The 21,834-nt window shown below is 58.6% G+C and carries 18 protein-coding genes, 2 tRNA genes and 2 pseudogenes; 14 read left to right on the top strand and 8 right to left on the bottom strand.

The window, feature by feature from the left end; all coding sequences use genetic code 11:
• Positions 1-25: 25 nt before the first annotated feature.
• Both ACKXF7_RS12660 and ACKXF7_RS12655 read right to left on the bottom strand, forming a co-directional pair.
• Positions 26-577, bottom strand: a complete 552-nt coding sequence (locus ACKXF7_RS12660) for a DUF4364 family protein (RefSeq protein WP_316543760.1) — start codon at positions 575-577, stop codon at positions 26-28.
• A 50-nt stretch (positions 578-627) separates the two neighbouring features.
• Positions 628-1,563 carry a S1 RNA-binding domain-containing protein gene (locus tag ACKXF7_RS12655; protein ID WP_418266227.1) on the bottom strand — a complete coding sequence of 312 codons (936 nt, stop codon included), beginning with the start codon at positions 1,561-1,563 and terminating at the stop codon, positions 628-630.
• Positions 1,564-1,791: 228 nt separating this feature from the next.
• Here ACKXF7_RS12655 and ACKXF7_RS12650 point away from each other — a divergent pair, with 228 nt between their 5' ends.
• The 6 genes from ACKXF7_RS12650 (at position 1,792) to ACKXF7_RS12625 (ending at position 7,011) form a co-directional block, all read left to right on the top strand.
• Positions 1,792-1,980, top strand: a complete 189-nt coding sequence (locus ACKXF7_RS12650; RefSeq protein ID WP_339394797.1) for a DUF951 domain-containing protein — start codon at positions 1,792-1,794, stop codon at positions 1,978-1,980.
• Between the two features lie 123 nt (positions 1,981-2,103).
• Positions 2,104-3,195 (top strand): peptide chain release factor 1, encoded by a 1,092-nt coding sequence (gene prfA, locus ACKXF7_RS12645; protein WP_418266226.1) that lies wholly within the window; start codon positions 2,104-2,106, stop codon positions 3,193-3,195.
• 86 nt (positions 3,196-3,281) lie between these two features.
• Positions 3,282-4,310 carry an L-threonylcarbamoyladenylate synthase gene (locus ACKXF7_RS12640; RefSeq protein ID WP_423741491.1) on the top strand — a complete coding sequence of 343 codons (1,029 nt, stop codon included), beginning with the start codon at positions 3,282-3,284 and terminating at the stop codon, positions 4,308-4,310.
• Positions 4,307-4,924, top strand: coding sequence for a dephospho-CoA kinase (coaE, locus tag ACKXF7_RS12635; RefSeq protein WP_423741490.1), 618 nt, complete (start codon positions 4,307-4,309; stop codon positions 4,922-4,924). The genes ACKXF7_RS12640 and coaE overlap by 4 nt, the downstream gene beginning before the upstream one ends.
• Entirely contained in the window at positions 4,921-5,589 is a 669-nt protein-coding gene (locus ACKXF7_RS12630) for a lytic transglycosylase domain-containing protein (protein WP_423741489.1), read from the top strand. The genes coaE and ACKXF7_RS12630 overlap by 4 nt, the downstream gene beginning before the upstream one ends.
• Positions 5,590-5,604: 15 nt before the next feature.
• Complete coding sequence (locus ACKXF7_RS12625) at positions 5,605-7,011, top strand: aminopeptidase (protein ID WP_423741488.1); 1,407 nt, start codon at positions 5,605-5,607, stop codon at positions 7,009-7,011.
• Positions 7,012-7,284: 273 nt separating this feature from the next.
• On the opposite strand, the gene ACKXF7_RS12620 is transcribed toward ACKXF7_RS12625, so the two are convergent.
• The 3 genes and pseudogenes from ACKXF7_RS12620 to spoIVB all read right to left on the bottom strand — a co-directional run bounded on the left by ACKXF7_RS12620 (position 7,285) and on the right by spoIVB (position 10,427).
• Positions 7,285-8,121 (bottom strand): polysaccharide deacetylase family protein, encoded by an 837-nt coding sequence (locus tag ACKXF7_RS12620; protein WP_423741487.1) that lies wholly within the window; start codon positions 8,119-8,121, stop codon positions 7,285-7,287.
• Between the two features lie 183 nt (positions 8,122-8,304).
• Positions 8,305-9,063, bottom strand: a pseudogene (gene spo0A, locus ACKXF7_RS12615) (sporulation transcription factor Spo0A).
• 134 nt (positions 9,064-9,197) lie between these two features.
• Complete coding sequence (gene spoIVB / locus ACKXF7_RS12610; protein WP_339394803.1) at positions 9,198-10,427, bottom strand: SpoIVB peptidase; 1,230 nt, start codon at positions 10,425-10,427, stop codon at positions 9,198-9,200.
• 152 nt (positions 10,428-10,579) lie between these two features.
• On the opposite strand from spoIVB, the gene ACKXF7_RS12605 reads away from it, so the two are divergent.
• Positions 10,580-10,661: transfer RNA gene (locus ACKXF7_RS12605), tRNA-Leu, on the top strand.
• A gap of 166 nt (positions 10,662-10,827) precedes the next feature.
• Here the strand turns inward: ACKXF7_RS12605 and ACKXF7_RS12600 are convergent.
• The 3 genes from ACKXF7_RS12600 to ACKXF7_RS12590 all read right to left on the bottom strand — a co-directional run bounded on the left by ACKXF7_RS12600 (position 10,828) and on the right by ACKXF7_RS12590 (position 12,008).
• Positions 10,828-10,903 (bottom strand) — tRNA-Thr (locus ACKXF7_RS12600).
• Positions 10,904-11,057: 154 nt separating this feature from the next.
• Positions 11,058-11,297: a GlsB/YeaQ/YmgE family stress response membrane protein gene (locus tag ACKXF7_RS12595; RefSeq protein ID WP_423741486.1), complete on the bottom strand. Its 240-nt coding sequence runs from the start codon at positions 11,295-11,297 to the stop codon at positions 11,058-11,060.
• 18 nt (positions 11,298-11,315) lie between these two features.
• A complete protein-coding gene (locus tag ACKXF7_RS12590) occupies positions 11,316-12,008 on the bottom strand; it encodes an endonuclease III domain-containing protein (protein ID WP_423741485.1) in 693 nt (230 codons plus the stop codon).
• A gap of 179 nt (positions 12,009-12,187) precedes the next feature.
• Between ACKXF7_RS12590 and ACKXF7_RS12585 the strand changes: the two are divergent.
• The 7 genes and pseudogenes from ACKXF7_RS12585 to miaA all read left to right on the top strand — a co-directional run bounded on the left by ACKXF7_RS12585 (position 12,188) and on the right by miaA (position 21,832).
• Positions 12,188-13,461 (top strand): annotated as a pseudogene (locus ACKXF7_RS12585) (replication-associated recombination protein A).
• Between the two features lie 39 nt (positions 13,462-13,500).
• Positions 13,501-13,893 carry a Fur family transcriptional regulator gene (locus ACKXF7_RS12580; protein ID WP_249238654.1) on the top strand — a complete coding sequence of 131 codons (393 nt, stop codon included), beginning with the start codon at positions 13,501-13,503 and terminating at the stop codon, positions 13,891-13,893.
• Between the two features lie 134 nt (positions 13,894-14,027).
• Entirely contained in the window at positions 14,028-15,407 is a 1,380-nt protein-coding gene (gene miaB, locus ACKXF7_RS12575) for a tRNA (N6-isopentenyl adenosine(37)-C2)-methylthiotransferase MiaB (protein WP_423741484.1), read from the top strand.
• Positions 15,408-15,459: 52 nt separating this feature from the next.
• Positions 15,460-15,867: a YlbF family regulator gene (locus ACKXF7_RS12570; protein ID WP_423741483.1), complete on the top strand. Its 408-nt coding sequence runs from the start codon at positions 15,460-15,462 to the stop codon at positions 15,865-15,867.
• A 226-nt stretch (positions 15,868-16,093) separates the two neighbouring features.
• Entirely contained in the window at positions 16,094-18,709 is a 2,616-nt protein-coding gene (gene mutS / locus ACKXF7_RS12565) for a DNA mismatch repair protein MutS (protein ID WP_418266217.1), read from the top strand.
• A gap of 35 nt (positions 18,710-18,744) precedes the next feature.
• Positions 18,745-20,904, top strand: coding sequence for a DNA mismatch repair endonuclease MutL (gene mutL, locus ACKXF7_RS12560; RefSeq protein WP_423741482.1), 2,160 nt, complete (start codon positions 18,745-18,747; stop codon positions 20,902-20,904).
• A complete protein-coding gene (gene miaA, locus ACKXF7_RS12555) occupies positions 20,888-21,832 on the top strand; it encodes a tRNA (adenosine(37)-N6)-dimethylallyltransferase MiaA (RefSeq protein ID WP_423741481.1) in 945 nt (314 codons plus the stop codon). The genes mutL and miaA overlap by 17 nt, the downstream gene beginning before the upstream one ends.
• Positions 21,833-21,834 lie beyond the last annotated feature (2 nt).

The raw sequence follows: 21,834 nt of genomic DNA, 5'->3' as shown, positions 1-21,834 counted from the left end.
CGTGCGCGGCGGCCATTCCAAATCGTTACTTCTCTTCTTCGGTCAGCTTGTTGATCAGCATCTGATAGATCTCGTTGCCCTTGAGGATGAACTGCTTTTTGATCAGGTCAGCCGAAAGGCGGTCGGGAGCCCCCAGCTCCAGACAGAACAGCTCTGCATCCAGCCCCTTCACGGTGCAGCGCACGGTGCAGTGACCGTCTGCCTTTTCGGTGATGCTGGCGCTGTACTTGGCCTCCTTGCGGGCCCAGGTCTGGCAGCGCAGCACAGCGGCCACAGCGCGTTCCCGCACACTGCGGGGCAGGTCGTAGGCAAGCTCCTGCGCGACCTTGCGGCCCTTATCGGTAATGGTGTAGCTGCCCTTTGTCAGGGTGACGAGCTGCTGCTTGGTGATATCGTCCAGACACGAGCCGATCTCAAAATAATTCACCAGAGCTTCTTCCATCAGGGCGTTTTCAATCTCCTGCCGGGCAATGGGTCCGGCATTTTTGACCAGATAGCACAGCAGCAGCCGGATCTCGGTGCTGCTGGTCAGCCCGCCGGGACGTACACCGGCGGTAAAAGCATCATTAGCGGCCATCGTTCCATACATCCCCCTTGCATTCCTTTTCTTTTATAGTATAAAGGGTTTCACGCCGGATTGCAAGCCGCAGCGGCAAAATCTGTCTCGATCCGCTTCGGGCTTTCCGGTGTGGAGTAGACCCACCGGTCAAGACGGCCCTCGGTGATGAAGTATTTCAGCTCGAACCGGTGGCGCTGGTTCAGGGAATGGTTCACGATCACCAGCTTGATCTTCATCTTTTCCGGCAGGATGTTCTTGATGTAGACGCTGACAGCCTGCCCGGGGGTCAGGTCGGCACAGCTCTCCGCAAGGCCGGCCAGATTGGGTGCGATCTCGATGAAGGTGCCGTATTCCTCCACGCTGCGCACGATGCCCACCACGGTCTCGCCCACGGTGAACCCGGCGGCGTTTTCCTCCCAGGTGCCCAGCAGCTCCCGGATGGTCAGCACAAAGCGGCCCTGCAGGTCCCGGCTCTTGATGGCGCATAGGATCTGCTGCCCCACGCTCACCCGGTCGGCAGGGGAGGAGATGCGGCTCACCGACATGCAGTCGATGGGCAGCAGGGCGCTGATGCCGCAGCCTACGTCACAAAAGGCACCAAAAGGTTCAATGTGGGTCACCGTGCAGGGCAGGATATCGCCGGGCTGCAGGGCGTCCAGATAGTCGGCCTTGCACATCCGCTGTGCCTCAGCACGGGAAAGCCGGTACACCGGCTGTCCGGTCTCGTCGGTGTCCAGCGACTCAATGACAAAGCAGGTGGGACGGCCTACCCGGGTCAGTACGGCAATGTCCCGCACGGTGCCGTTCTCGGCGCCGTCGGCGCACTGGGCAAAGGGCATCACGGCCTTCACTCCGCCCAGCTCAAACCGCAGCTGACGCTGGGTGTCAAAGGCCAGAGCGGTGGATTGCAGGATCTCGCGGCTGGCCATGGCGGCGCGCAGCTCGGCGGCGGTCATGCGGGCAGCAGAACGGTAGCTGCCTTCGGTACGATATGCATGCATCATCTTTCATTCCTCTTTCTGTTGTTTTTGGGAGCCGGACAGGTGCCGTCTGGGAAAGCCAGCTCCATTTCATTAAAACTTATGCATCTGCTATTGCGGATATTTGCATTTTATGTGGCTTTGCATTATACTATATTTGTATGCGCTGTGCCCGGCACACCGGGGGCGCACACACGCGCCGCCTGCCCACAGACGACTGAAAAAGGCAGGCAGAAGGGAGAAGCCAAGGTTATGGACATTGCTGTAGGCGATACCATCCTCACCCGCAAAAAGCACCCCTGCGGTGCGCAGAGCTTTGAAGTGCTGCGCGTCGGCATGGATTTCAAGATCCGGTGCACTGGCTGCGGGCATGAGGTGATGCTGCCGCGTGCTAAAATTGAAAAGAACATCAAAAAGGTGATAAAGCCCGGGCAGGTCTAGCGTCCGGCACAGCTCGCATGGGAAACGTATGCCTTTGCATGTGCGGGTCTGAGACGTGCCCTGCCGGGGCGTCCTGCTGCGCTGCAGATGCAGATTTGAGTTGTTAGGAGAACTGCCGGAATTATGCCGAACATGTTTACCCAAATGGATGCTGTCTGCCATCGCTTTGAGGAGCTTTCCGTTCGCCTGAACCAGCCGGATGCCGCTGCCGACCCTGCGCTGTTCCGCAAGCTGATGCGGGAGTATCACGACGCAGAGCCTGTTGTGCAGGCCTACCGGGAGTGGCAGACTGCACAGGATCATCTGGAACAGGCAAAAGCCCTGCTGGAAGAGTCTGGTGCTCTTGACTCGGACTTTAAACAGATGATACAGCAGGAAATCAGCGAAAAAAGTCAAGATGTGGAAAAACTGGAAAATAATCTCAAAATTATGCTGCTGCCCAAAGATGTGAACGATGGCAAAAATGTCATTGTGGAGATCCGCAGCGGCGCAGGCGGCGAGGAAGCGGCCCTGTTTGCCCACAGTCTGCTGCGCATGTACACCATGTATGTGCAAAGCAGGGGATGGAAGCTGGAAATGCTCAACCTGAACGAGACCGAGCTTGGCGGCGTGAAGGAAGCCATCTTCTCGGTGGATGGTGCCGGGGCCTACAACCGCCTCAAGTACGAGAGCGGTGTGCACCGGGTGCAGCGCGTGCCGGAGACCGAGACCCAGGGCCGCATCCACACCTCCACCGCCACGGTGGCCGTTATGCCGCAGGCCGAGGAAGTGGACTTTGCACTGGATCTGAAAGACCTGCGCATCGACACCTTCCGTTCCTCCGGCGCGGGCGGTCAGCACATCAACAAAACCTCCAGTGCCATCCGTGTGACACATATCCCCACCGGCACGGTGGTAGAATGCCAGAACGAGCGCAGCCAGTTCCAAAACAAGGATAAGGCACTGGAGATCCTGCGCAGCCGCCTGCTGGCACAGAAACAGAAACAGCAGCAGGACGCCATCAATTCGGAGCGGCAGGGGCAGGTGGGCACCGGTGACCGCAGCGAGAAGATCCGTACCTATAACTTCCCGCAGGACCGCTGCACCGACCACCGCATCGGCCTGACCGTGCACAATCTGGATAAGATCATGGACGGCAATCTGGACGATGTGATCGATGCGCTTGCCACCCGGGAACAGACCGAAAAGCTGCAGAAGCTCAACGAACAGCACTGAAATGCGATTTCAAAAATAATACGTTGTACTGCTGAAATATACTGAAAAGCAAAAATACTTTACAGATAGAAAGAACGATGATCCGTATGGAATTTAAGACTGAAGTTTTATCCGCTGCAGAAGAAAAAAGCATTGAAAAAGCGGCTGCCCTGCTGCAGAGAGGCGAGCTGGTGGCGCTGCCCACCGAGACGGTTTACGGCATTGCTGCCGATGCACGCAACGGCGAGGCGGTCAAAAAGATCTTTGTGGCGAAGGGACGTCCGCAGGACAATCCCCTCATCGTCCATGTCACCGGCCCGGAAATGCTGCCCGGCCTTGTCAGCGAGGTGCCGGAGCGCGCCCAGCTGCTGATGGCGGCGTTCTGCCCCGGCCCGCTCACCATCATCATGCCCCGCGGTCCGGAGGTGGCAGCGGAGTGCTGTGCAGGTCTGGACACCGTGGGCATCCGGATGCCCAGCCACCCGGTGGCCCGTGCAGTCATTGAAAAGAGCGGCTGCGCCTTTGCTGCCCCCAGCGCCAATCTTTCCGGCAAGCCCAGCCCCACCAACGCGCAGGATGTGTTCACCGATATGGACGGCCGCCTGCCGCTGATCCTGGATGGCGGCGAGTGCGATGTGGGCGTGGAAAGCACCGTGGTGTCGGTGGTAGGCGAAAAGCCCACCCTGTTCCGCCCGGGCCACATCACGCTGGAAGATCTGGAACGTGCCCTCGGTGAAGAGGTGGAAGTGTCCAAGGCCATCCTTGAAAAGCTGCCGGAGGGTGCTGTGGTGCGCAGCCCCGGCATGAAGTACAAGCACTATGCGCCCAAGGCAGATGTGACCCTGCTGGACGGCACCTTTGAGCAGTTCAAGGCATATGTGGACGCCCACGCTGACCAGAATCCCAGCTGCCTGTGCTTCACCGGCGAGGCGGAAAAGCTGGGTGTGCCCTGCGTGGAGTATGGCCGCGAGGGGGACGGTGCCGATCAGGCAAAGCACATCTTCCGCTCTCTGCGTGCGCTGGATGAGCAGGGCGATGCGGTGGTCTACGCCCGCTGTCCCAGAAAAGACGGCCTTTCCATGGCGGTGTACAATCGCCTGATCCGCGCCGCGGCTTTCCGGGTGATCAAGCTATGATCTGTTTGGGAATCACCGGCCGCAGCGGCTGCGGAAAATCTACGGTCACCTCGGTGTTTTCGGCCCACGGCGTGCCGCTGGCCGACGCCGACCAGATCAGCCGCGAAATTTTACTGCCCGGCTCGCCGCTGCTGCCAAAGCTGGCGCAGCGGTTCGGCGCGGACATTTTAAAACAGGACGGCACATTGGACCGCCGCCTGCTGGCCGACCGCGCTTTTGCCACCCCTGAGGGCAAAGCAGCGCTGGACAGCCTGACCCACCCGGAGATCGTCCACCGCATCCGTGCGGCAAAGCAGGCGGCGCTGGATGGCGGAGCACCGCTGTTCGTGCTGGATGGTGCGGTCATCGTGGGGACTGCGGCACAGGCCGAGTGCGACCGCCTGTGCGTGGTCACGGCACCTTTTGAGACCAGTGTGGCCCGCATCGTGGCCCGGGACGGCATTTCGGCCGAAATGGCTGCCCGCCGCCTGAACGCACAGACGCCGGAAACCGTGCTCACCGCACAGGCAGACTACGTTCTGCGCAACGACGCAGACCTTGCACACCTGCAGGCTGCGGCTGAGGAGCTGTGTGGGAAGCTTCTGGCAGAAGGAGGTGCGGGAAAAGAGCTTTGAACGAACGATATAACGAACAAGATCCTGCACCGCAGTACGACCCGGAGGCGGCCCGCATTCGCCGCGCTCTCCGCGCCCAGAAGGCACGCCGCCGCAAAAAAATGCGCAGCCGCAGGCTGTTCCTGCTGGGCATGGCGCTGATCCTGCTGTTTGTGCTGGTGCCCAACTTGTGGGGCAGGGCAGAACGGCTTTTATACCCCCGCAAGTACGAAGCGCTGGTGGAGCAGTGGGCCGACACCTACGACCTCGACCCGCTTCTGGTGGATGCCTTCATCCGCACCGAAAGCGGCTTTGACCCGCAGGCCACCTCCACTGTGGATGCCCGGGGCCTGATGCAGATGACCGAGGAGACCTTTATCTGGCTGCGCAGCAAAATTGCACCGGACGAAGGACTGCTCTTTGCAAACCTCTACGACCCGGAGACCAGCATCCGGTTCGGATGCTATTACCTGCACCTGTGCATGGAGCGCTACAACGGCGATGTTGCCACTGCCGCTGCTGCTTATCACAGCGGGTGGGGCACGGTAGATGCTCTTTTACAGATGGAAGAGCACTCCGCAGACGGCGAGACCCTGCAGGGCTTCCCTTACAGCCAGATGAACCACTACGTAAAAAAGATCACTTCCTGCTATGCGGAATATCAGCGCATCTATGCAGGAAGCTGAGAGGAGATAAGGAAAATGAGCGAAAAACTTACCGCAAAGCAGGCTGCCGAACAGCTGCTTTATAAGCCGGAGTATGCTGCCGACAAGAACACCGCTGTCAAGAAGGAAGCTGCAGCCTTTGCCGAGGGTTACAAGGCGTTTCTGAACGCCGCCAAAACCGAGCGCGAAGCGGCTGCCGTCAGCGAAAAAATGCTGCTGGAAGCCGGCTACGAGAAGTTCGAGCCGAAAAAGACCTATGCCCCCGGCCAGAAGATCTACTTTGTGCAGGAGCACAAGGCGGTGGTGGCCGCTACCATCGGACAGAGATCTTTTGAAGAGGGCTTCCGTCTGGTCATTGCCCACATCGACAGCCCCCGGCTGGACCTGCGCCCGAATCCGCTGTACGAGGCCGACCATTTCAGTTATTTCAAGACCCACTACTACGGCGGCATCCGCAAGTATCAGTGGGGCACCATGCCGCTGGCCATCCACGGCGTGTTCACCCGTGCAGACGGCTCCAGCGTTTCGGTGTGCGTGGGCGAGGATGAGAGCGACCCCGTGTTCTGCATCACCGACCTGCTGCCCCATCTGGGTGCCGAGCAGAACGACCGCAAGCTCAGCGAGGGCATCAAGGCAGAAGAGCTGAACGTCCTCATCGGTTCCGATGCCGTGGAGGACGCCGACATCAAGGAAGCCGTCAAGCTCAACACCCTGATGCTGCTGCACGAAAAGTACGGCATCACCGAGCGGGACTTCACCCGTGCCGAGATCGAGGTGGTGCCCTCCTACAAGGCCCGGGACGTGGGCTTTGACCGCGCCATGGTGGGCGGCTACGGTCACGATGACCGGGTGGACGCCTATCCCGCACTGATGGCAGAGATCGAGACCAAAGACCCGGTGCACACCACCGTCTGCGTGCTGACCGATAAGGAAGAGATCGGCTCCGACGGCGTCACCGGCATGCAGAGCATGTATGTGTTCCACTTCATGCAGCTGCTGTGCCGCGCTGCCGGTCAGGACGATATCCTTGCCTTCCGCAACAGCGTCTGCCTGTCTGCGGACGTGACCGCTGCCTACGACCCGTCTTGGGCAGGTGCCTTTGAAAAGCAGAACGGCACCTACGCCGGCCGCGGTGTGGCATTCTTCAAGTATACCGGCAGCCGCGGCAAGAGCTCTGCCAGCGACGCCAACGCCGAGCTGGTAGGGGACATCACCCGCCTGCTGGACGCCAACGATGTGGCTTGGCAGATCGGTGAGCTGGGCCGTCTGGATCTTGGCGGTGGCGGCACCATTGCCAAGTATGTGGCAAACCGGGGGATTCCCGTGCTGGACATCGGTGTGCCGGTGCTGTCCATGCACTCGCCCTTCGAGGTCATCCACAAGACCGACCTGTACATGGCCTACCGTACCTTCTCGCTGTTCTGCCAGAACGCGGACGAATGATTTGAAAATGGCTCCGCGTGCGCTCTGCCATTCATAGCGAAAAATCGTTTTAATTTGCAAAAGGGGAAGCGTCTGCGGACACTTCCCCTTTTGCTTTTTCAGGGGAAAGGCCGGATGGATTCACGGCATTCTTCAAAAGAAAACGCAGCTTCCCACTGCGACCTCTCTGTGAAAAAGGCCTTCCGAAAATCCGCAGATTTTCGGAAGGCCCAATATTAAAAGTGACTTTTCCTCTGAATATGGCCAGAGTGAAACGGAGGCCATTAAAATTGTTTACCCAATCGGCAGCGCTTCGGCCACCGTCAAAAACGCAAAACCCTGATCCGCATACCACCGGATGATGTCGGGCAGCGCCTCGGCGGTGGTGCGGGTGGTGGCGGAATCGTGCATCAGAACGATGCAGTTCGTCTGCTGCCCGGTCTCCCGCACCACATTGCGGTAAATGGTGTCCGCGCTGGGGTGCCCGCCTACGGCGTCCTCGGCGCACACGTTCCAGTCCACCCACTGCCAGCCCTTCTGCTCTACTTCGGCTTTCAGCTGTTTCATCAGGCCTTTCCCGCCGTAGCGTCGGCTCACCGTGTTGGTGCTGCCGCCGGGGAACCGCAAATACCGGATGCTTTCTGCGTCCACATAGGGAGCAATGCGCTCCTTCAGCAGTGCAATGTCCGCCCAGTAGGCTTCGCTGCTGCGGTAGATATCGCTGTACTCGTGGGAAGCAGAGTGCAGTGCGATCTGATGTCCGGCGCTGACCGCTTCGGTGAGCAAGGGCAGATACTTCTCGTTGTGACCGGTAGCCACCACAAAAAAGGTGGCGTGCACCCCTGCAGCGTTCAGGGCATTGAGCACATCCGGCGTGGTCTTGCTGGGGCCGTCATCAAAGGTCAGGCAGACCCACTTTTCCGGAAGGACAGGGGCAGCGGGCTCTGCCTGCACCGGAACAGAGATGGCAGGGGAGAGCACCGAGGTGTCCGGTACCGGGGTCAGATCCTGCGCCTGACATCCGGTGACGACCGGCGGCGCAGCAGATACAAACCCCATGATAAGGGCAAACAACATCATCACTGCCACTCTGGCCCGCCTGCGCCGGGCAAGGTATTCTGATCGTTTCAAGGGCAAAACCTCCTTTGCCTGCATGGCTTGCTCTTATCAGAATATGAGCGGCAGCAGATTCTATGAAAGACAGGAACCCAAAGAAAAAGCCGGTGCGTGCAGCATCGGCTTTTAAGCAGGAAGATTATGGAACAACTTGTATCAATAAAAACGGTGGAACGCTGAATTGTGCGGGAACGACACTCACCCCACCCGCTGCCGCTTATCCAGCCGCATCTTATCAGCTATCATCGCAATGAACTCCGAGTTGGTGGGTTTTCCGCGCAGGTTATGGATGGTGTAGCCGAAGTAGCTGTTGAGGGTGTCCACATCGCCCCGGTCCCATGCCACCTCAATGGCGTGGCGGATGGCGCGCTCCACCCGGCTGGCGGTGGTGCCGTTTTTCTTGGCGATTTCCGGGTACAGACGCTTGGTCACAGCGTTGATATACTCCGGCTCGTTCATGGTGAGCAGGATGGCATCCCGCAGGAACTGGTAGCCCTTGATATGGGCAGGCACGCCGATCTGGTGCAGGATCTCGGTCACGGTCAGTTCATCGCTGTCCACGCTGGTGTGCAGGATGCGGTTTTCCGTCCCGAGCGCAGCCTTGAGGACCCGGGCGGCAAGCACGGTCTCATCAAAGGGCTTTACAAAATAGTAGGAAAATCCCTCATCCAGCAGCTCCTGAACCATTTCCTCGCTCTGGAAAGCGCCTGTCACGAAGAAGGAAGTGTGCCGTTCCCCGGCGGCATTGTAGCGCTGCTTGACTGCCAGGGCATCCAGCCCGGGCATAAAGGCATCCAGCAGCACTACCTACGGACGCACAGCCAGCATTTTCTGCAGCACCTTGTTGCCGTCCTTTTCCACGACGGTCACATCCACACCCTTCTGCTCCAGTGCCTCACGGCAGGCGGCAGTAATTTGTGCACCAGTGTCTGACATCAAAAATCTCACTTTGTCCATGGTTGTTTCCTCCAATGTGTGCAGTTCCCTTAACACCATGGATTTTACCATAAATTTCCAGAACTTTCAACGGCTTATATTGGCAAATTTTGGCAAAGAAAATCGAAATGCGCAAATTTTTTTGCAAATCAGCTTTATGGCTGCGCAGCATCGTCTGTTTTTTCAATGGAATGCGCCTGCTTCAGCATGGTCTGCGCAAAAATGCCGTAGCCGCGTGTCGGGTCATTTACCAGTACGTGGGTCACAGCACCCACCAGCCTGCCGTTCTGCAGGATGGGGCTTCCGCTCATGCCCTGCACGATGCCGCCGGTCTTTGCCAGAAGCCTCCGGTCCGTCACATGCAGGATCATGTTGCGGTGCGGGTCGGCATCGTTTACCTTTTCAATACGGATCTGGTAATGCTGGGGCGCTTCTCCGTCCACTGTGGTCCAGATCTCTGCATCGCCGGGCACGATCTCCTGCGCAAAAGCGATCTCTGCTTCCGGGCCGGAAAATACAGTGCGTGTCCGGCCATAGACCCCGGTCTCGCCGTTGATGCAGATACTGCCCAGCGCATGGGTGCTCAGAAAGCGGCCTTTCAGCTCACCCGGGCTGCCTACGGTGCCGCTGGTACACCCCACAATCTGGCAGGGGACGATCTCGCCGCTGCGCAGCGCAACGCTTTCGCCGGTATCACTGTCGCTGATGGGATGCCCCAGACCGGCAAACACCCCGGCATCGTTGTCCACAAAGGTCATGGTGCCTACGCCTGCGGAGGAATCACGCACCCACATCCCGGCGCGCCACTGCCCGGCGGTGTTGTCCCATGCGGGCGTGAGCTGAGTCTGGAACTGTTCACCCTCGCGGATATAGATTAGCCGCACCGGGGCGCCTGCTGCGGCTTCCAGTGCATCGTGCACCGCATCGTTGGTCTCGGTCAGAACGCCGTCCATGCGCACCACGCGGTCACCCAGCCGAAGCCCGGCTTTCTTGGCGGGGTTTATGGTGCCTTTGGCCGTGTTCAGATCGGAAAAGCCCACGATGAGTGCGCCTTCTGAGAACATTTTGACTCCGAAAGGTGTGCCGCAGACTGTGACAGCAGGCCGGGTCTCCACAAGGGCGCGCACGGTTTTGATGGGCAGCCAGCCGCCCAGCGACAAAGTGACCTGATAGCTGCCAACAGCCTGCGTGCTGGCTGCATTGCGGGAGCCGGTGCTGCGCAGAGGCTCGATGAAGGAAAAGCGGGGCAGGGAAAGGGACTGCCCGGGCTCCAGCAGGATCTCAGAGGGCAGACTGTGCCAGAGCCATCCCAGCGCAGCCAGAATGGCAACCAGAAGATAAGCTGCCGCAATGCGGAAAAAGCGGCGGAGTTTTGCTCTGCGCATGGGGACCCCCTTCCGGCGTCGCAGAATGGTACGACTGTCCGGCGATAGTATGCGCGGGAGCGGGTGAAAATATCAGTGCAGTGATTGACTTTTGTGCATGGAACTGATACTATATTAGAGCAGTTTCTTTAAAGCTACACAAATACACATTTGCGGGTATGGTGGAATTGGCAGACGCGCAGGATTTAGGTTCCTGTGCCGCAAGGCGTGTGGGTTCGACCCCCACTACCCGCATAAGAGAAAAAGCACGCTGATACGTTTGTATTGGCGTGCTTTTTCTTTGCACCATTTTGCGGGCAGCGCTGGGTTTTGCGCTGTGTGTTTTTTTTTTGAAAACACCAAAATATAAACAAAAAATCCTACGGACATTGCGATTTTCAACGCAAATCCGTAGGACTTTTGGAGCTACTGACCTGATTCGAACAGGCGACCTGCTCATTACGAGTGAGCTGCTCTACCAGCTGAGCCACAGTAGCACACAGGCCTGATAACGGAAAATATTTTATCATACTTCCGGAATGCTGTCAAGGCCGGATTTTTGCGCCTGCAATGGCGCGAAAGATGCATTTGATAAAATAAAACTGCCCTTCGAGAAAAACTCAAAGAGCAGTCATGGCATAAAGTGAAAAATTACTTGAACAGCTTGCGGCCGATCCAGATGCAGACGCAGGCACCCACAACGGACACGAGGATCTCGCCCACGATGCCGGTAGCACTCAGGCCGACCAGACCGAACAGGATGCTGCCCACAAAGCCGCCCAGAATGCCCAGCACAATGTTGCGCAGGGTGGAAGTTTCGCTGCCCATGATGCGGCCCGCAATGTAACCGGCCAGTGCACCGACCAGCAGACTGAAGATGAAACCTAACATATCAATACCTCCTGAAATTTATGATCCTGCCGTCTGTGCACCGAATTGCTCCTGCGCATAGCGGCAGATGGCCTTCAAACAACAGTGTTCGCATTCCGGTTTGCGCGCATTGCACACAGCCCGGCCATGCATCACAAAACGATGGCACAGATCGCTGCCTTCCTCGGGCGGGATGATCTTCCACAGGGCCATTTCTACTTTCTGCGGCTCCTTGATGCCGTCCACAAGGCCGATCCTGTTGCACAGCCGGATGCAGTGGGTATCTGTCACGATGGCTGGCTTGCCAAACACATCGCCCATGATGAGGTTTGCGCTCTTGCGGCCCACGCCGGGCAGAGCCAGCAGTTCTTCAAAAGTGGCGGGAACCTGACAATCGTATTTGTCCCGCAGCATCCGCATACAGGCAGAGATATCCCGCGCTTTGGAGTGCCCAAGGCCGCAGGGTTTCACAATGGCTTCGATGTCTTCCGGTTCTGCGGCAGCCAGTGCGGCTACACTGGGGTACTTGGCGAACAGGTCCTCGACCACGATATTCACGCGGGCATCCGTACACTGCGCGGCCAGCCGGACACTGACAAGCAGCTGCCATGCATGGGCGTAGTCCAAGGTGCATCCGGCATCCGGATACTCTTTTTTCAGACGGTCAATGACCTCCAATGCCAGAGCCTTCCTGGCGGTAAGATCCTCCGGCACTTTTTGGCGAACAGACATTGTTCCACCTCCTTTGACAAAAAGCTAAGATGATAATACCATGTTTTGCATTTTTTGTAAACTGCAGCCGGGGATTATCTGAGAATGATTTTCAGATAAAGTATTGCTCTCGCCGCATAAATGCGATATACTATAGAAAAATACCGGGTTCTTTGCCCGGTATGGGAGGAGGGAACACGATGAACGAACCATTGGCGCAGCGCCTGCGGCCCAAAACTCTGGCAGACGTCTGCGGCCAGCAGCATCTGCTGGCACCGGACAGGGTGTTCCGCCGTACCATCGAAAGCGGACGTATCCCCAATATGATCTTCTATGGCCCATCCGGCACGGGCAAGACCACCGTGGCCCGCATCATTGCAGAAAACAGCGGTATGACGCTGCACAAGCTGAACGGCACATCCTGCGGCACAGGGGACATCAAGGCGGTGCTCAAGGACATCGGTACGCTGGCGGGAGCGGGCGGCATCCTGCTGTATCTGGACGAGATCCAGTATCTGAACAAAAAGCAGCAGCAGAGCCTGCTGGAATGCATTGAGGACGGCTCGGTGACGCTGATTGCATCCACCACCGAAAATCCGTACTTCTACATTTATAATGCGCTGCTGTCCCGATGCACGGTGTTCGAGTTCAAGGCCCTGTCTGCAGCGGATGTGGAGCGCGGTCTGCACAATGCGGTGAAGAAGCTCTCGGGAGACGGGGAACCGGAGCTTGATATGGACGAGGATGCCTGTGCCTACCTTGCAGAGAGCGCAGGCGGCGATCTGCGCAAGGCACTGGGCTGTCTGGATTTTGCGGTAACGGCGGCACCCATCGAGGACGGAAAAAAGCACATCACACTGGAAATGATCCGGCAGGTCACCCGCCGCACAGCCATGCGCTATGACCGGGAGGGCGACGACCACTATGATATCGTGTCAGCCTACCAGAAGTCTATGCGCGGCTCTGACCCGGATGCAGCGCTGCACTATCTGGCCCGTCTGCTGGAAGCAGGCGATCTGCCCTCGGCCTGCCGCCGTCTGATGGTGTGCGCCTGTGAGGATGTGGGCCTTGCCTACCCGCAGATCATCCCCATCGTGAAGGCAGCGGTGGATGCCGCCAATATGGTGGGCCTGCCGGAGGCGCGGCTTCCGCTGGCAGACGCCGTTGTTCTGGTGGCCACCAGTCCCAAATCCAACAGTGCTCACGATGCCATCAATGCAGCCATTGCGGATGTGCAGGCGGGCCGCACCGGGCCGATCCGCGCCAGCTGCAGAACAAACACTATGATGGTGAGGATGCACTGGTGAAGGGCCAGAATTACAAATACGCCCACGACTACGACCATCACTGGGTGGCACAGCAATACCTGCCGGATGCGATCAAAGACGTGAAATACTACACCTTTGGCGACAACAAAAATGAGCAGGCTGCCCGGGCCTACTGGGCAAAGATCAAGGGCGAAGAGAACGTCTGAACAAGACTTTTTGTATGAGGAGAAAGCAAAGGAGAAGTTATGCGATATTCCAAACAGCGCGAGCTGGTCATGCAGACCGTACAGGCCCTGTGCGACCACCCCACCGCCGAGGAGATTTATGATGCTGCGGTCAAGGAGTGCCCGGGCCTGAGCCTTGGCACCGTGTACCGCAACCTGAACAGTCTTGTGGATGCGGGCCGGGTGCGCCGGGTCTCCATCCCGGGCAAGGCAGACCGCTTTGACCACACGCTGCCCTGGCACAGCCACCTGTACTGCACGGTATGCGGCAGCGTGACCGACGCCGAGGTGGACGAAGAACAGGTGATGAAGCTGGTCAGGAACCAGAAGGGCTGCGTGCAGGACTGCGCTGTGGTGCTCATTGGCGTGTGCGAAGCCTGCTGTGAGGCACAGATGCAGGAAAATATGCAGTGACCTTTGGGAAAATTGCGCACTACCCCTTGCCCGAAACGCGCAAAGAGCGTATACTAAAGAGAGCTTTCTGCAAAGGCAGAAAAAAGAGTTTCGCCGTGCGGGGAGAAGCTTCCCGGCGGAGAAGGATGGTTTGATTGGAATACATTAGTTTTGAACATAATAACATCGCCGCTGAGTTGGTAAAGCAGGCCTATGATACGCCGCCGCTGGCCTTTGTGCACAGCTATGGCTGTCAGCAGAACGTGAACGACGGCGAGCGGATCAAGGGCGTGCTGATGGACATCGGCTATGGCCTGTGCGATAAGCCCGAGGACGCCGACCTGATCCTCTTCAACACCTGCGCCGTGCGTGAGCATGCCGAGCAGCGTGTGTTCGGCAACGTAGGTGCCCTGAAGGGACTCAAGGAAAAAAAGCATGACCTCATCATCGGCCTGTGCGGCTGCATGGCGAATCAGAAGCATGTGGTGGAAAAGCTGCGTAAGAGTTACCCCTATGTAGACCTTGTGTTTGGCGTGGATGGCATCGACACCCTGCCGCAGCTCATTGCCCAGAAGCTGCAGAAGCATAAGCGTGTGCTGATGGAGCCCGCCCAGCGCCCGGTCATCGTGGAGAATATCCCCATCCGGCGTGAGAGCGAGTTCCGCGCATGGCTGCCCATCATGTACGGCTGCGACAACTTCTGCACCTACTGCATCGTGCCCTATGTGCGCGGCCGCGAAAAGAGCCGCAAGCCCGGCGATATCCTTGCCGAGTTCCGCGGTCTTGTGGAGGCAGGCTATAAGGAGATCACGTTGCTGGGACAGAACGTCAACAGCTACGGCAAGGGTCTGGAAGAAAAGGTGGACTTTTCGGATCTGCTCAACCTGCTGTGCACGGTGCCCGGCGATTACCACATCCGCTTTATGACCAGCCACCCCAAGGATGCCAGCCACAAGCTGATCGACACCATTGCCGCCCAGCCGAAGCTGTGCAAGCACCTGCACCTGCCGGTGCAGTGCGGCTCGGATGAACTGCTGAAGAAGATGAACCGCCACTACACCGTGGAGCAGTATCTTGAGCTCATCGAATATGCCCGCAAAACGGTGCCCGGCATCACCTTTTCCAGTGACATCATCGTTGGCTTCCCCGGCGAGACCGAGGAGGATTTTGTCAAGACGCTGGAGCTGGTGCAGAAGGTGGGCTATATGCAGCTGTTCACCTTTATCTATTCCAAGCGCACCGGCACCAAGGCTGCCGAAATGCCCGATCCCACCCCCCGCAAGGAAAAGACCGACCGCATGACCCGCCTGCTCAAGCTGCAGGACGAGATCGCCATGGCGCTGGTCAAGGCGCAGGTGGGCCAGACCGTGAAGGTGCTGGTGGAGGGCTTCGGACGCAGTGAGGGAAGCCTTTCCGGCCGGCTGGATAACAACCTGACCGTAGAATTTGCCGCAGACGCTTCCCTGATGGGCAGCTATGCCAACGTACATCTCACGGGCGCACGGGCGACTGTGCTGCTGGGTGAGCTTGCCTGAGTGATTCCGGGGCAGTGCCCCTGAACGTATAAATAAGAAGGAGACCATTCAAATGGATTGCATTGATCTTTTCAAGCGCGCAGCCGTTGCGCTGCAGACCGATAGCCGCTACCTCGTTCTGGATCAGACCCGCAAGGCAAACGATAAGGACGAAGAGCTGCAGAACATGATCGGCGAGTTCAACCTCGCCCGCATGGATCTGAACAACGAGATCGGCAAGAGCGAGCGCAACGATGCCCGCATCGCCGAGCTGAACGAGAAGGTGAACAGCCTGTACGGCCAGATCATGGGCAACGAAGGCATGGTGGCTTACAACGAGGCCAAGCGCGACTGCGAGAACCTTGTGAACTATATTGATGCCATCATCAACACTGCCATGAATGGCGGCGACCCCATGACGGTACAGGAGCCTTCTGCTTCCTGCACCGGCAGCTGTTCCACCTGCGGCGGCTGCCACTGAGAAGTTCATTTCATAACGCATGACGCATGAACACCGGTGTGCCGGTGCTTCTTTCCGGCAAAACAGCCGCAGCCTGATTTTTGGCAGGCTGACGAGGAATGCGGGATGAAAACGACTTTCGAGCCAAAAACTTCGACAGAACGCGGCTGTGCAAAACAGACCGCGTTTTGTTTGCCGCAGCGGTTACAAGCCGCAAACTATGCACAGAACGGGAGAGGGAAATAACATGGCAGAGCTGTCGCCCATGATGCAGCAATATCTTGAGATCAAAAAACAGCATAAAGACGAAATTCTCTTTTACCGCATCGGTGACTTTTACGAGATGTTCTACGATGATGCCCTCACGGCATCCAAAGAGCTGGACCTGACTCTGACCGGCAAGCAGTGCGGTCAGGCCGAGCGTGCGCCCATGTGCGGTGTGCCCTTCCACAGCTACGAAGGCTATGTGGCCCGGCTGATCGCCAAGGGTTACAAGGTGGCCATCTGTGAGCAGGTGGAAGACCCGGCCAAAGCCAAGGGCCTTGTCAAGCGGGACATCATCCGTGTAGTCACGCCCGGCACGGTCATTGAGAGCAGCATGCTGCAGGACGACCGCAATAACTACATTGCCAGCATCTTCCTCAAGGGGAAAAAAGCCGGTTTGTGCTTTGCAGATGTCTCCACCGGCACGGCGCATATCACCGAGCTGAACGCGGATAAAACGGCACCGGCTGTGATCACCGAGCTGTGCCGTTATCATCCCAGCGAAGTTCTGATGAATCCGGGCCTTCTGGACTGCCGCGAGGTGACGGCGTACATCAAAAAGAACATGACCTGTTCGGTGGAGCTGATCGAGGAGGAACGCTATGCGCCGGGCCTTGTGGCGGCATCGCTGGAAAATCAGTTTGGCCGCGACTGGACGCAGACCACCGGCATTGCCGCCGACGGCCTTGTGCGCTTTGCCATGGCAGCGCTTCTGGAATACCTCCACGATACCCAGATCAAGGGCGTAGAACGTCTGAAAACGGTCATCAGCTACAACAAGGCGCAGTTCATGCGGCTCTCGCCGGTGACACGCGCCAATCTGGAACTGACCGAAACCCTGCGCGGCCGCGAAAAGCGGGGGACACTGCTCTGGGTGCTGGATAAGACCAGTACCTCCATGGGCAAGCGTATGCTGCGCAGCTGGATCGAACAGCCGCTTGTTTCCAGCGCACTCATCAACCACCGCCTGAACGCTGTGGAAAGTCTGGTAAAGCAGACCATGGCCCGGGGCGATCTTGTGGAAGAGCTGCACTACATTGCGGACATGGAACGCCTGATGACCCGGACGGTCTATGGCTCTGCCACACCCAAGGAGATCTATACGCTGGCCCAGACCTGCGACCGTCTGCCCGGCCTGCGCAGGCAGGCTGAAGCCTGCAGCTGCCCGGAGCTTTCCGAGCTGGCAGCACAGATCGACCCGTTGGAGGACATCAAGGCCCGCATCTATGCGGCGGTGGACCCGGAAGCACCTTCCACCCTCAAGGATGGCGGTGTCATTGCCAAAGGCTACCATGCCGAGGTGGACGAGCTGCGCTCCATCCGCGACAACACCAAGGGCGTTCTGGCGCAGCTGGAAGCCCGTCTGCGGCAGGAAACCGGCATCCCCAAGCTGAAGATCGGCTATAACCATGTGTTTGGCTACTATATCGAGGTCAGCAATTCCTACAAGGCGCAGGTGCCGGAGACCTACATCCGCAAGCAGACTCTGACCAGCGGCGAGCGCTACATCACGCAGGAGCTCAAGGAGCTGGAAAGCAAGATCTTAGGTGCGCACGAGCGGCTGATCACGCTGGAACACCGTTTGTTCAGTGAATTACTGGAAAGCATCAGCGCTCAGCTGGACCGCATCCAGCGCACGGCAAACGCGGTTGCAGAGCTGGATGTTCTCACTGCGCTGGCGCAGGCAGCGGCAGAAAACAACTATTGCCGCCCCGTTGTGGACGACAGTGACGAGCTGACCATCACGGAGGGCCGTCACCCTGTGGTAGAGCAGATGCTCAAGGGCAGCCTGTTTGTGCCCAACGACACCACCCTCAACTGCACCACCGACCGCTGCCTGATCATCACCGGCCCCAACATGGCGGGTAAATCCACGTATATGCGTCAGAATGCACTGATCGCTCTGATGGCGCAGATCGGCTCCTTCGTGCCGGCATCCAGCTGCCACGTGGGCGTGGTGGATGCCATCTTCACCCGCATCGGTGCATCGGACGACCTGTCTGCCGGTCAGTCCACCTTTATGGTGGAGATGACCGAGGTGGCAGAGATCCTGAAAAATGCCACCTCCAGAAGCCTTGTGGTGCTGGACGAGATCGGCCGCGGCACCTCTACCTTTGACGGCATGAGCATCGCCCGTGCGGTGGTGGAGCATATTTCGGACCCGGCCAAGGGGCTTGGCTGCAAGACCCTGTTTGCCACCCACTACCACGAGCTGACCGAGCTGGAAGGCAGCGTGGACGGCGTAAAAAACTACAATATTGCAGTGAAAAAACGCGGCGAGGACATCACCTTCCTGCGCCGCATCGTGCGCGGCCCCGCGGATGACAGCTACGGCATTGAGGTGGCAAAGCTGGCAGGTCTGCCCGGCAGCGTGACCCGCCGCGCCCACGAGGTGCTGCGTGCGCTGGAAGCTGCTGCTCCCAAAAACAAGGTGGAGCAGATGGATTTTGATGCATTGCAGGAGTACAACTCTCCGGCTGTTCCCAGTGAGATGATGGAGAAGCTGGAAGCACTGGATGTGGAAACGCTGACCCCCATTGAAGCACTGAACTTCCTCTACGAGCTGAAAAAGACCCTGAAGGGCAGCCTGAACAGCTGATAGCCTGCCCGAAAAAACCATAAGGAGGGAACACCATGGCAGTGATCCATGTTCTGGATAAGCACACCGCCGAGCTGATTGCCGCTGGCGAGGTGGTCGAGCGGCCTGCGTCAGTGGTCAAGGAGCTGCTGGAAAACTCCATCGATGCCGGAGCTGCGCAGGTGACGGTCAGCATTGAATCCGGCGGCGTCAAGCTGATCGAGATCAGCGACAACGGCACCGGCATTGAGGCGGAATACATTTCCACGGCGTTTATCCGCCACGCCACCAGCAAGATCGAAAAGCCGGATGACCTGAACAGCATTCACACGCTGGGCTTCCGCGGCGAAGCACTGGCATCCATTGCCAGCGTGGCGCGGGTGGAGCTGACCACCCGCACCGAGGCAGACGAGTTTGCCACCGTCTACCGCATCGAGGGCGGGGAAGAGATCTCCCGGGAGCCGGGTGCCCGTGCGGTGGGCACTACCATCCGGGTGAGGGACCTGTTCTACAACACCCCCGCCCGCATGAAGTTCCTCAAAAAGGACTCTTCCGAGGGCACCTTTGTGGCGGATACGATCGCCCATGTGGCCCTCAGCCACCCGGAGGTCAGTGTCAAATTCATCCGGGAGGGCAAGCTGCAGTATGTCACCCCCGGCGACGGTCAGCTGCGCAGCGCGGCCTATGCGGTTCTGGGCCGGGAGTTCAGCCGGGGCCTCATTGAGCTGAAAAATCAGGAGGGTGTGTACCGCATCACCGGCCTGATGACCCCGCCCAAAAGCTGCCGCGCCAGCCGGAGCATGCAGCATTTTTACATCAACGGTCGCTATGTGCGCAACCGCACCATGATGGCTGGCATGGAGATGGCCTTCAAGGGCACCATGATGCAGGGCAAGTTCCCGGGCGGCATTCTTCTGCTGGAAATGCCGGCAGACCTTGTGGATGTCAACGTCCATCCGGCAAAGGTGGAAGTGCGTTTTGCCCGGGAAAATGATATTTTTGATGTGGTCTACCACGCTGTCAAGCTGGCACTGGCTCAGCCCGGCACCGGCGAACGGCTTTTCACCTTTGATGCAGATGAAAAGGCCGAAAATGAAAAAACGACCGATAAAAAGATTGAAAACGATGTAAAGAAAAACAACTTTACAGGACTTTCTGCCATCATTCCCGGGCAGGCGGACCCGGGCACCCTGCCGCAGCAGCGCCGGGAACCGGCAAAAACGGAGGAACGGCCCGCTCTGCGGCCGGAGCCGGAAGGGAAAGCCGCGCCGACCGCTGTGCCCCGCTGGCAGAGCGGCACGCAGAATGCTCCCATGCTGGACCCCTTCGTGACGCTGCACAGTCCGGAAACAGAAAGCCCCCGGACGGCAGAACCTTTCCGTGCTGCGGCCAGCGAGGCACAGCTGGACGTAGAGCCGGAACTGGCGGGACAAGAGGATGCAAAAATCCATGCGGCGCAGGATCACATGGCGGCATGGGATGCAGTGCCTGCGGTACAGGAAAACAAGTCGGCGCCTTCCGCGCCGGAGAGCCCGGATGGACCGGCAGAGAAAAAGTGTGCCGTTGCTGCATGTCCGGCAGAAGAACTGCCAGCGGAAGCAGCAGAGCCGGAGCAGCTGAACTTTGACCCGACAGCAGGTCAGCCGGAGCCTCTGCACTATGTGGGTGAGGTGTTTAAGACCTACATCCTTGCAGAGCGCGGAGACGAGCTGTGCCTGATCGATAAGCATGCTGCCCATGAACGCCAGCTCTATGAGAAGCTGGCGGCCAGCTATGGCAATGTGCCCGGTCAGCTGCTGCTGGAGCCTGCTGCCATCGATCTGTCGGCAGAGGAAAAGCAGGCGCTGCTGGACAACATTCCGCTGCTGGAAAATGCAGGACTGGAAATTGCAGATTTTGGCGGGAACACGGTCGTGCTGCGGGCAGTGCCTGCAGATGTGGAGCCGCAGAATGCGGAAAGTCTGCTGGTGGAGATCGCAAATAAGCTGCTCAAGGGCGGCCATGATGCGCTGAATGAGCACACCGAGTGGGTGCTGCATTCCATCTCCTGCCGTGCAGCCATCAAAGCGGGGGATAAGTCCTCGCCGCAGGAGCTGCTGGCGCTGGCCGAAAAGATCCTTTCCGGCGAGGTGCCGCCCTTCTGCCCGCACGGACGCCCCTGCGTACTGAAATTGACCCGAAAGGAGCTGGAAAAGCAGTTTGGACGCATCGTATAAACATCCGGTCGTAGCCGTTGTGGGCCCCACTGCCACAGGCAAAACCGCTCTCGGCGTGGCGCTGGCAAGGCATTTTTCCGGCGAGGTCATCAGCTGCGATTCCATGCAGATCTATCAGGGGCTGGACGTCGGTACCGCAAAGGTGACGCCGGAGGAGACCTGCGGCATCCCGCACCACGGCGTGGACATCCTGCCGCCGGACAAAACTTTCAGTGTGGCGGATTTTACGGCTATGGCCGCAGCGCTGGAACAGGAAATCTCGGCACGGGGAAATCTGCCCATTCTCGTGGGTGGCACGGGCCTGTATGTCCAGAGCTTTTTGTACGGGGTGCGCTTTGCCGAGGAAAAAACGCCTGCCGGCCTGCGGGAGCAACTGGCGGCGGAGCTTGCCGAAAAAGGCGGCGCGGCCATGTATGAAGAGCTGCGCCGGGCCGACCCGGAGGCCGCAGCGGCCATCCACCCGAACAATCAGGTGCGCGTGCTGCGCGCACTGGAACATTACCGCGCTACGGGCAAGCGTCTCAGCGAACAGAAGGCAGACTCCCTTCCGCAGGAACGGCCCTACCGCAGCCTGATCCTGGGACTGGATTTCCCGGACCGTGCGGCCCTTTACCGCCGCATCGATCTGCGGGTGGACAAGATGCTGGAAGCGGGCCTTCTGGCAGAGGCAGAGTACGTCTGGCGCAGCCGCGAACGCTTCCGCACGGCGGCGCAGGCCATTGGTTATAAGGAATTCTTCCCATATTTTGAAGGTACGGCTCCGCTGGAAGCCTGTACAGATAAACTCAAGCAGGCGTCCCGCAACTATGCCAAGCGCCAGCTGACATGGTTCCGCCATATGGACGGTGTGGTCTGGCTGGATGCCGGTGCACCGGATGCGGCAGAGACTGCCATCCATCAAGTGAGTGAATTTTTATCGAAGGGGTGATC

The organism is Faecalibacterium sp. 7 (assembly GCF_049562865.1).
GTDB lineage: Bacteria > Bacillota > Clostridia > Oscillospirales > Ruminococcaceae > Faecalibacterium > Faecalibacterium wellingii.
The sequence above is the reverse complement of the archived record's forward strand: the minus strand, read 5'-3'. Positions and strand labels throughout refer to the sequence as shown.

What these genes read in the sequence shown, in the direction of transcription:
- ACKXF7_RS12650 (WP_339394797.1), top strand. Translation starts at nt 1,792, where the DNA reads ATGGACATTGCTGTAGGCGATACCATCCTCACCCGCAAAAAGCACCCC.
- spoIVB (WP_339394803.1), bottom strand. Translation starts at nt 10,427, where the DNA reads ATGCGCAGAGCAAAACTCCGCCGCTTTTTCCGCATTGCGGCAGCTTAT.
- prfA (WP_418266226.1), top strand. Translation starts at nt 2,104, where the DNA reads ATGCCGAACATGTTTACCCAAATGGATGCTGTCTGCCATCGCTTTGAG.
- ACKXF7_RS12580 (WP_249238654.1), top strand. Translation starts at nt 13,501, where the DNA reads ATGCGATATTCCAAACAGCGCGAGCTGGTCATGCAGACCGTACAGGCC.
- ACKXF7_RS12570 (WP_423741483.1), top strand. Translation starts at nt 15,460, where the DNA reads ATGGATTGCATTGATCTTTTCAAGCGCGCAGCCGTTGCGCTGCAGACC.
- ACKXF7_RS12595 (WP_423741486.1), bottom strand. Translation starts at nt 11,297, where the DNA reads ATGTTAGGTTTCATCTTCAGTCTGCTGGTCGGTGCACTGGCCGGTTAC.
- ACKXF7_RS12590 (WP_423741485.1), bottom strand. Translation starts at nt 12,008, where the DNA reads ATGTCTGTTCGCCAAAAAGTGCCGGAGGATCTTACCGCCAGGAAGGCT.
- ACKXF7_RS12640 (WP_423741491.1), top strand. Translation starts at nt 3,282, where the DNA reads ATGGAATTTAAGACTGAAGTTTTATCCGCTGCAGAAGAAAAAAGCATT.
- ACKXF7_RS12655 (WP_418266227.1), bottom strand. Translation starts at nt 1,563, where the DNA reads ATGATGCATGCATATCGTACCGAAGGCAGCTACCGTTCTGCTGCCCGC.
- coaE (WP_423741490.1), top strand. Translation starts at nt 4,307, where the DNA reads ATGATCTGTTTGGGAATCACCGGCCGCAGCGGCTGCGGAAAATCTACG.
- ACKXF7_RS12660 (WP_316543760.1), bottom strand. Translation starts at nt 577, where the DNA reads ATGGCCGCTAATGATGCTTTTACCGCCGGTGTACGTCCCGGCGGGCTG.
- ACKXF7_RS12625 (WP_423741488.1), top strand. Translation starts at nt 5,605, where the DNA reads ATGAGCGAAAAACTTACCGCAAAGCAGGCTGCCGAACAGCTGCTTTAT.
- mutS (WP_418266217.1), top strand. Translation starts at nt 16,094, where the DNA reads ATGGCAGAGCTGTCGCCCATGATGCAGCAATATCTTGAGATCAAAAAA.
- mutL (WP_423741482.1), top strand. Translation starts at nt 18,745, where the DNA reads ATGGCAGTGATCCATGTTCTGGATAAGCACACCGCCGAGCTGATTGCC.